The 8,075-nt window shown below is 70.1% G+C and carries 8 protein-coding genes; 3 read left to right on the top strand and 5 right to left on the bottom strand.

What is annotated here, in order from left to right; genetic code table 11:
- Window positions 1-332: 332 nt before the first annotated feature.
- Together ACLVWQ_RS29045 and ACLVWQ_RS29050 are read left to right on the top strand one after the other, a co-directional pair.
- Window positions 333-974, top strand: coding sequence for an IclR family transcriptional regulator (locus tag ACLVWQ_RS29045; RefSeq protein ID WP_414112162.1), 642 nt, complete (start codon window positions 333-335; stop codon window positions 972-974).
- Between the two features lie 147 nt (window positions 975-1,121).
- Entirely contained in the window at window positions 1,122-1,931 is an 810-nt protein-coding gene (locus ACLVWQ_RS29050; RefSeq protein ID WP_414112163.1) for a S16 family serine protease, read from the top strand.
- Window positions 1,932-1,990: 59 nt separating this feature from the next.
- Here ACLVWQ_RS29050 and ACLVWQ_RS29055 read toward each other — a convergent pair whose 3' ends face one another.
- Genes ACLVWQ_RS29055 through ACLVWQ_RS29075 form a run of 5 tightly spaced genes read right to left on the bottom strand, consistent with a single transcriptional unit; the run spans window position 1,991 to window position 6,358 of the window.
- Window positions 1,991-2,965 carry a glycine betaine ABC transporter substrate-binding protein gene (locus ACLVWQ_RS29055; protein ID WP_414112164.1) on the bottom strand — a complete coding sequence of 325 codons (975 nt, stop codon included), beginning with the start codon at window positions 2,963-2,965 and terminating at the stop codon, window positions 1,991-1,993.
- Window positions 2,962-3,867 (bottom strand): ABC transporter permease, encoded by a 906-nt coding sequence (locus tag ACLVWQ_RS29060; protein WP_414112165.1) that lies wholly within the window; start codon window positions 3,865-3,867, stop codon window positions 2,962-2,964. Before ACLVWQ_RS29060 ends, ACLVWQ_RS29055 begins: the two co-directional genes overlap by 4 nt.
- Complete coding sequence (locus tag ACLVWQ_RS29065; RefSeq protein ID WP_414112166.1) at window positions 3,864-5,192, bottom strand: betaine/proline/choline family ABC transporter ATP-binding protein; 1,329 nt, start codon at window positions 5,190-5,192, stop codon at window positions 3,864-3,866. Before ACLVWQ_RS29065 ends, ACLVWQ_RS29060 begins: the two co-directional genes overlap by 4 nt.
- Window positions 5,185-5,832, bottom strand: coding sequence for an ABC transporter permease (locus ACLVWQ_RS29070; RefSeq protein ID WP_414112167.1), 648 nt, complete (start codon window positions 5,830-5,832; stop codon window positions 5,185-5,187). The genes ACLVWQ_RS29065 and ACLVWQ_RS29070 overlap by 8 nt, the downstream gene beginning before the upstream one ends.
- A 28-nt stretch (window positions 5,833-5,860) precedes the next feature.
- A complete protein-coding gene (locus ACLVWQ_RS29075; RefSeq protein WP_414112168.1) occupies window positions 5,861-6,358 on the bottom strand; it encodes an Lrp/AsnC family transcriptional regulator in 498 nt (165 codons plus the stop codon).
- 107 nt (window positions 6,359-6,465) lie between these two features.
- Between ACLVWQ_RS29075 and hppD the strand changes: the two genes are divergently transcribed.
- The gene (gene hppD, locus ACLVWQ_RS29080) at window positions 6,466-7,611 is read left to right on the top strand and encodes a 4-hydroxyphenylpyruvate dioxygenase (RefSeq protein WP_414112169.1); all 1,146 of its coding nucleotides are present in this window, start codon (window positions 6,466-6,468) and stop codon (window positions 7,609-7,611) included.
- Window positions 7,612-8,075 lie beyond the last annotated feature (464 nt).

Here is an 8,075-nt window from a genome sequence, read left to right on the forward strand (position 1 = left end):
TGTGGCCTCCGTCGCACACATGTCGCGTACATGCCGTGCACATCACGGCCGATACGAAACCAAAAGTGGATCAAACCGCGGGTGAACCGGAACGGTCCGTACCCGCACCTGCCCGGATTCTGGACGGAGCCTTCCGCTGAGCGGACCGGCTCGCTACTGTCCCCGCTACGCACACGCCCCGTGGCAGCGCCGCCGCGGAGCGCAGCCGGTGCCCGCCCGGGAGTACCCGGGACGCAGCCGACCGGCGGCCTCTGACGCGCGTCGCCGACGGGACCGGTGACGCGTCCGCCACCCGGGGGGTCGCCGACTCTCACCACTAAGGAGTGGGCGTCGTGACCGCGGAGACCTCTCAGACGCTCGACCGGGGACTGCGTGTCCTCAAGCTGCTCGCCGACACCGACCACGGTCTGACCGTCACCGAGCTGTCCAACAAGCTCGGAGTCAACAGGACCGTCGTGTACCGGTTGCTCGCCACCCTCGAACAGCACGCCCTCGTACGCCGAGATCTGGGCGGCCGTGCCCGCGTCGGACTCGGCGTGCTGCGGCTCAGCCGCCAGGTGCACCCCCTGGTCCGCGAGGCCGCGCTGCCCGCACTGCGGTCCCTGGCCGAGGACATCGGCGCGACCGCCCATCTCACGCTGGTCGACGGCACGGAGGCGCTCGCCGTCGCCGTGGTCGAACCGACGTGGACGGACTATCACGTGGCCTACCGCGCCGGGTTCCGGCACCCGCTGGAGCGGGGGGCCGCCGGGAAGGCGATCCTCGCCGCGCGCGCCGGGGTGGGGGAGGAGCTCGGCTTCACCCTCACGCACGGTGAGCTGGAGGCCGGTGCGAGCGGGGCCGCGGCGCCGCTGGTCGGTGTCACGGGAGTGGAGGGGAGCGTGGGCGTGGTGATGCTCGCGGACGCGGTGCCGGAGAGGGTGGGGCCGCGGGTCGTGGACGCGGCCCGGGAGGTGGCGGACGCGCTCCGCTGACAAGCTCGTGCCGAGGGCTGGAGGGCGGGGGCCGAAGGGGCGTGTGCTCCTGCCGGTCGGTGGGGGCTTGTCGCGCAGTTCCCCGAGCCCCTTACGGGGCGCGGGGTCCCCAGCTCCTCAGGGGTGGCCTCACGTTAGATTGATCTCGTGCTCTCTCGCCTTCCGCGTCTTTCTCGTCTCTCCCGGCCCCAGGCCGTCGCCGTCTGCGCTCTGCCCGTCGTGGCACTGCTCGCCACGGTGGCGTTCGCGCCGCTGCCGTTCGCGCTGGCCCAGCCCGGCATGACGGCGGACGTGCTCGGTGAGAACAAGGGCGACCCGGTGATCACGATCTCCGGCGCGCAGGCCCGCGGTACGCGCGGCCAGCTGCGGATGACGACGATCGAGGCGACCGGCCCGGACACGGACGTGAGCCTGGGCGACGTGCTCGACGGCTGGTTTCGTACGGACCGTGCGGTGATGCCCCGCGACTCGGTCTACCCCAGCGGCGACAACGTCGACGAGATCGAGGAGTACAACGCCGAGGAGATGAGGAAGTCCCAGGACACCGCCACCGAGGCGGCCCTGAACCACCTCGGCGAGAAGTCGGACGACGTCAGGGTCACCCTGAAGCTCGCCGACGTGGGCGGCCCGAGCGCCGGGCTCCTCTTCTCCCTCGGCATCGTCGACAAGCTGGACGGCGACGGCAGCGGCGGCGACCTCACGGGCGGCCGCGTCATCGCGGGTACGGGAACCATCGACCCCGACGGGAAGGTCGGCGCGGTCGGGGGAGTGGCCCTCAAGACCCAGTCCGCCCGCCGTGACGGCGCGACGGTCTTCCTGGTGCCGAAGGCGGAGTGCGCGGACGCGGAGTCGGAGCTGCCGAAGGGGCTGCGGCTCATCCCGGTGACGACGCTCAAGGACGCGGTGGCGTCCCTGGTGGCGCTGGAGAAGAACAAGGGCTCGGTCCCCACCTGTTAGAAACCGTCTGCCGGACCTGGCCGGACCCTGCCGGACCCGAGTGTTCCCCTCCCCGCGCCTCAGCCCTCCTTCACGAACCCCTCCGACTTCAGCCAGTCCAGCGCGACCGAGTGCGGATCCTCGCCGTCGACGTCGACCTTGGCGTTCAGCTCCTGGGCCACGTCGTTGTCCAGGCGCTCGGTGATCGGGGCCAGCACGCCGGCGATCGCCGGATACCTCTTCAGGGTCTTGGAGTTGATCTCGGGAGCCACGTTGTAGTTGGGGAAGAACTTCTTGTCGTCCGCCATCACCGCGAGGTTCATCGACTTGATGCGCCCGTCGGTCGTGAAGACCTCGCCGTACGTACAACTGCCCTTGGCGGCCTGGGTGTAGATGATCCCGGTGTCCATCTGCGTGATGTCCCCGCTGGGCAGGCTCATGCCGTACGCCTTCTCCATGCCCGGCATGCCGTCCGCCCGGTTGGCGAACTCGCTCTCCACGCAGACCGTGACGGCCCCGGGTTCCGACTTCGACAGGGCGGCCACCTCGGAGAGCGTCTTCGTGCCGTACTTCTTGAAGTTGGCCTGGTTCATGGCGAGGGCGTACGTGTTGTTCAGCGCCGACGGAGCCAGCCAGGTCAGCCCGTTCTTCAGGTCGGCCTCGCGCACGGCCTTCCACTGCTTGTCCGGTTCCGGGATGGGGGCGCTGTTGCCCTGGTAGGTGATCCAGGCGGTGCCCGTGTACTCGTACATGGCGTCCGCGTCCCCGCTCTTCACCGCCTCCCGGGCGCCGATGGAGCCCTGGATGCCCGTGCGGTCGAGCACGTCGGCGCCGGCCGCCTCGAAGGCGATGCCCATGATCGCGCCGAGGACGAGCTGCTCGGTGAACTCCTTGGAGGTCACGGTGAGATCGGCGCCCTTGAGCGGCCGCCCCTTCCCGACCGAACCGGGCGACACGTCGTCGACCATGGGCGAACCGCTGGTGAGCCCGCACCCGGAGACCAGTACCAGCAGCGCCCCGGCCATCGCGGGACCCGTACGCCGTCCCCCGTTCATGAGCCCGCCTCCAGCCCGCGCGGACTGAGCAGCATCTCGGCCAGGGACGCCAGCCAGTCGACCAGCAGCGCCAGCGCGACGGTCAGGATCGAGCCGAGGACCAGCACCGGCATCCGCTGATTGGTGATCCCGGTCGTGATCAGCACACCGAGCCCGCCGCCCCCGCCGAACGTGGCGAGCGTGGCCGTGCCCACGTTCAGGACGAGCGCGGTACGGACCCCCGCGAGGATCAGCGGTACGGCGAGGGGCAGTTCGACGCGGCCCAGCACGCCCATCGGTGACATGCCGATGCCCCGGGCCGCCTCCAGGAGCGTCGGGTCGTTCGCCTTCAGCCCGGCGATCGTGTTCGACAGGACCGGCAGGACGGCGTACGCGATGATGCCGATCAGCGCGGCCCTGCGGCCGATGCCCAGCCAGATCACCAGCAGGGCGAGCAGACCGATCGCGGGGGTCGCCTGCCCCATGTTGGCGAAGGTCATCGCCACCGGTGACGCCTTGCGGAAGGCGCCGCGGGTCAGCAGGATGCCCAGCGGGATCGCGATGATCAGCACGAAGAAGGTCGAGATCACGGTCAGCTCGATGTGCTGCCGCAACGCCTTCCACACCTGGCCGTTCGAGAGGGCGTTCTCGGAGAGCGGGTCCAGGTCCGTCTGCCGGAACCAGAGCCAGGTGCAGAGCAGCCCGACCGTGAGCACGACGGGCAGGAAGGTCAGCTTCCGCCAGCCGATCCGGGGGGCCCGGGACCCGACGTCCGCGACGGCGAGCTCCTCGTCGAACGCGGCCTCCCGCCCGGCCTCGGCCCCGAGACCACTCCCCGTACGGTCACCCGGCGACCCGGCGCCACCGCCACCGCTACCGTCGGCCCCGGCCCCGGCCTCGCGATCGGTCTCGGGGCCCCTCACACCGTCCCCTCCCCACGCCCCCCATCGGCGGACCCCTCCCGCTCACCGAGGACCTGCTCCGTGTGCGACCCCCCGGTGCGCGCCCCCTCGGCACGGGACCCCTCGGCGCGGGACTCCTCCAGATCGTGCTGGTGCTCCATCGCGTCGAGCCGGTCGGCCTCCAGCATCTCCTGCACGGAGTGCATCAGCGTCTCCATGTCCACCACGCCGGTGTACTCCCCGCGCCGCCCGGTCACCACGACCCGCCCGGCGTTGTCGGTGAGCACGGCCTCCAGGGCGTCCCGCAGCGTCGCGTCCCGGGTCACCGTGTCGTGCACCGGCGTGCCCGCCCTGGCCAGCGAACCCTGGGCCCGCATCAGGTCGCCGCGCCGCAGCCACTTGTGGGGCCGCCCCTGCCGGTCGAGCTGCAGGATCTCGTTCGTACCGCTCGCCCTGATCCTGTCGAAGATCTCCTGCAGCGGAGCGTCGACGGTCACCGTCGGATAGTCGGTGATCTCCACATCCCGTACGCGTGTGAGGTTCAGCCGCTTCAGGGCGGCCCCCGCGCCCACGAACCCGGACACGAACTCGTCGGCGGGGTTGGTGAGGATGGCCTCCGGGGTGTCGAACTGCGCGATGTGCGACTGCTCCCGCAGCACCGCGATGCGGTCGCCCAGCTTGATGGCCTCGTCGAAGTCGTGCGTGACGAACACGATGGTCTTGTGCAGCTCGTGCTGCAGCCGGATCAGCTCGTCCTGCAGATGGTCACGCGTGATGGGGTCGACGGCGCCGAACGGCTCGTCCATCAGCAGCACGGGCGGATCGGCGGCCAGCGCCCGCGCCACGCCCACCCGCTGCTGCTGACCGCCGGACAGCTGCCGCGGATACCGGCCGTGGAACTCCCCGGCGTCGAGACCGACCAGATCGAGCATCTCCTCGATCCGGTCGGCGACCCGGGTCTTCGACCAGCCGACCATCTTCGGCACGAGACCGATGTTCTGGGCGACCGTCATGTGCGGGAAGAGGCCCGAGGACTGGATGGCGTACCCGATCTTGCGCCGCAGCTTCACCGGATCCATGTGGGTGACGTCCTCGCCACCGATCCTGATCAGGCCGCCCGTGGGCTCGATCAGCCGGTTGATCATCTTCAGGGTGGTGGACTTGCCGCACCCGGAGGGCCCCACGAGGACGACGATCTCACCGGCGTCGATCTCCATGTCGACGCTGTCCACCGCGGGTTCGGCGCTCCCCGGATACCGCTTGGTGAGGCTCTCCAGCCGGATGGTGGCACCGGTGGCGGTCCGCCCCGCACCGTCTCCGGTGGCCGCGGCCGTTTCGTCAGACACGGATCCCCCTAGGGATGGTCAGCCGCCCGATGAGGACGTACACGGCGTCGAACAGCAACGCGAGGACGATGATCCCGAGGGTGCCGGCGAGCACCTGGTTGAGGGCGTTCTTGCTGCCCAGGGAGGCGATGCCGCGGAAGATCTCGTTGCCGAGTCCGGGCCCGGAGGCGTAGGCGGCGATGGCGGCGATCCCCATCAGCATCTGCGTGGAGACCCGGATCCCGGTCAGGATCGGCGGCCAGGCCAAGGGCAGTTCGACCCGTACGAGCCGGGCGATCCTGGACATCCCGATCCCGGTCGCCGCGTCCACCAGCGACGGATCGACGCCCCGCAGCCCGACGATCGAGTTGCGGACGATCGGCAGCAGCCCGTAGAGGGTCAGGGCGATGACGGTCGGGGGCACGCCGAGCCCCACGATCGGGATCAGCAGACCGATCATGGCGAGTGAGGGGATGGTCAGCAGGGTCGCGGTCGTGGTGGTGGCGAGGTTCCCGGCCCAGTCGCTGCGGTAGGTGACGACGCCGAGCACCACCCCCACCACCGTGGCGACGACCATGCACTGGAAGACGGCGCTGGCGTGCTGGAAGGCGTCGGCGAAGAGCTGCTGATGGCGACTGCCGAGGTACTCCCAGAAGTTCACCCGCTGTCACCCCATTCGGTCGCCTCGGTCAGTCGCCTCTGCCGGTGTCCTTCGCCGCCTGCTCCACCAGCGGGATGATCCGCAGCGGAACGGGGTTCTCCATGACGATCGCCGTGGCGGCCCGGACGATGCCATCAAAACCGACAACCCGGTCGATCACCCGCTGGAGATCGGCGTTGGACCGGGCCACGAGCCGGCACAGCATGTCCCCGCTGCCCGTGGTGGTGTGCAGCTCCAGCACCTCGGGCACGGTCGCCAAGTGCGCCCGGACGTCGGCGCCTTGCCCCTGCCGGATCTGGAGGGTCGCGAAGGCCGTGACGGGATACCCGAGGGCCGTGGGATCCACCTGCGGCCCGAACCCCCGGATGACTCCATTCGACTGAAGCCGGTCCAGCCGGGCCTGCACGGTCCCGCGCGCGACACCGAGCCGCCGGGACATCTCCAGCACACCGATCCGGGGCTCCTCGGCGAGCAGCACGATGAGCCGCCCGTCCAGATGATCGATCACCCCAACCACCTCCACCATGGTCACCCTGTACAGAAAGACAGCAAAACCCCACCATCCACTAAGCACAATGCCCAGCTCCTACGCAAACGATTGCGCACCTTGCAGATCGGAGAGAGCCTGCGCCCATGACTCAGACCACGCACCACACCCCGGACACCGCGCGGCAGGCAGACCCCTTCCCGGTCAAGGGAATGGACGCGGTCGTCTTCGCCGTGGGCAACGCCAAACAGGCCGCGCACTACTACTCCACCGCCTTCGGCATGAAGCTCGTCGCGTACGCAGGACCGGAGAACGGCAGCCGAGAGACCGCGAGCTACGTCCTGGAGAACGGCTCCGCCCGGTTCGTGTTCACCTCGGTCATCAAGCCCGCCACCCCCTGGGGCCACTTCCTCACCGAGCACGTGGCCGAACACGGCGACGGCGTGGTCGACCTGGCCATAGAGGTCCCGAACGCTCGCACGGCGTACGCCTACGCCATCGACCACGGAGCCACGTCCGTCACCGAGCCGTACGAACTGAAGGACGAGCACGGCACGGTCGTCCTGGCCGCGATAGCCACCTACGGCGAGACCCGCCACACCCTGGTGGAACGCACGGGCTACGACGGCCCGTACCTCCCCGGCTACACGGCGGCGGCCCCCATCGTCGAACCCCCCGCCCAGCGCACGTTCCAGGCGATCGACCACTGCGTGGGCAACGTGGAACTGGGCCGGATGAACGAATGGGTCGGCTTCTACAACAAGGTCATGGGCTTCACGAACATGAAGGAGTTCGTGGGCGACGACATCGCCACCGAGTACAGCGCCCTGATGTCCAAGGTCGTCGCCGACGGCACGCTCAAGGTCAAGTTCCCGATCAACGAGCCCGCCGTGGCCAAGAAGAAGTCCCAGATCGACGAGTACCTGGAGTTCTACGGCGGCGCGGGCGTCCAGCACATCGCCCTGAACACCAACGACATCGTCGCCTCGGTACGGGCGATGCGCGCCGCGGGCGTCCAGTTCCTCGACACGCCGGACTCGTACTACGACACCCTCGGCGAGTGGGCGGGCGAGACGCGCGTCCCCGTGGACACCCTCCGCGAACTGAAGATCCTGGTGGACCGCGACGAGGACGGCTACCTCCTGCAGATCTTCACCAAGCCGGTCCAGGACCGCCCGACGGTCTTCTTCGAGATGATCGAGCGCCACGGCTCGATGGGCTTCGGCAAGGGCAACTTCAAGGCCCTCTTCGAGGCGATAGAGCGAGAGCAGGAGAGGCGAGGCAACCTCTAGAGCCCCGCCCCCGCACGACGCCGGGAGCGACCGCGCCGTCCCACAGGGCTCCTGCACGGACGGCCCGCCCCCGCACGACGCCGGGAGCGAACCATGCCGTCCCGCAGGGCCCCAGCGCCGACGGCCTGCACCCGGAAGACGCCGGGAGCGGGCCGTGCCGTCCCGTAGGGCTCCTGCACGGACGGCCTGCACCCGGAAGACGCCGGGAGCGAACCATGCCGTCCCCCAGGGCTCCGGCGCCGACGGCCCGCACCCGGACGACGACGGGAGCGGGCCGTGCCGGTACGTCGCAGCCCGTCGCGTAGGGCTCCTGCAAACGAGCCGGCCCTCCCCGTCTTGGGGCAGTACACCCGGAAGGCGACGGGCTCGACGTACCGGCACGGCCCCGACCCACGGGAAACGCACCCGAACCCCCACCCCCACCCGCACCCCCACCTCACCCACCCCGCCCCGTCAGCCCCCCT

This window comes from Streptomyces sp. CWNU-52B (genome assembly GCF_047444975.1).
In the GTDB taxonomy this organism is placed as follows: Bacteria; Actinomycetota; Actinomycetes; order Streptomycetales; family Streptomycetaceae; genus Streptomyces.